Source organism: Corynebacterium sp. KPL2838, from assembly GCF_040225455.1.
GTDB classification, from domain to species: Bacteria; Actinomycetota; Actinomycetes; order Mycobacteriales; family Mycobacteriaceae; genus Corynebacterium; species Corynebacterium rhinophilum.
In genome coordinates this window covers 1-525 of sequence record NZ_JBEHFT010000085.1, presented here as the reverse complement: position 1 = coordinate 525, position 525 = coordinate 1, and the positions used below count along the sequence as shown (strand labels likewise).

The window sequence follows — 525 nt, the reverse complement described above, 5'->3', positions numbered from 1 at the left end:
TGAACTCGACGGAATACTTTCTAGGCATAGTTCAATCCTTCCTTAGCTGAGGTAGGAACTAAACCCAGGACGCTTCAAGCCGAACCGTGTGTATGTCGGCGACATTACCTACCTGCCCTGTAAGGGTGGCAAGAACATGTATTTGGCTACAGTCATTGACACTTCATTCACGGAAACTTGCAGGTTATGCACTCGCAGACCACATGCGTGTCTTATTGGTCGTCGATGCTCTAGCCCACGCGCACGGTGTGCGTGGCAGTCTTGACGGGGCTGTATTCCATTCCGATCACGGCAGTGTGTACACCTCACAAGCCTTTAGGAATTACTGTTCGTCGTTGGGTGTGCGCCAGTCCATGGGCGCGGTAGGAACGAGTGCAGATAACGCCCTAGCAGAATCGTTTAACGCCACCTTAAAGCGGGAAGTCTTGCGTGATAGGAAAGTCTTTGGCAATCCCATTATCTGCCGTCAGGAAGTCTTTAGGTGGTGCATGCGCTACAACACGCGCCGGCGACACTCGTGGTGCA

At 52.4% G+C, this 525-nt stretch carries 1 pseudogene; it reads left to right on the top strand.

The features are described from left to right. Positions 1 to 76: 76 nt before the first annotated feature. Positions 77 to 525, top strand: a pseudogene (locus ABRP98_RS11770) (IS3 family transposase); the annotation flags it as partial.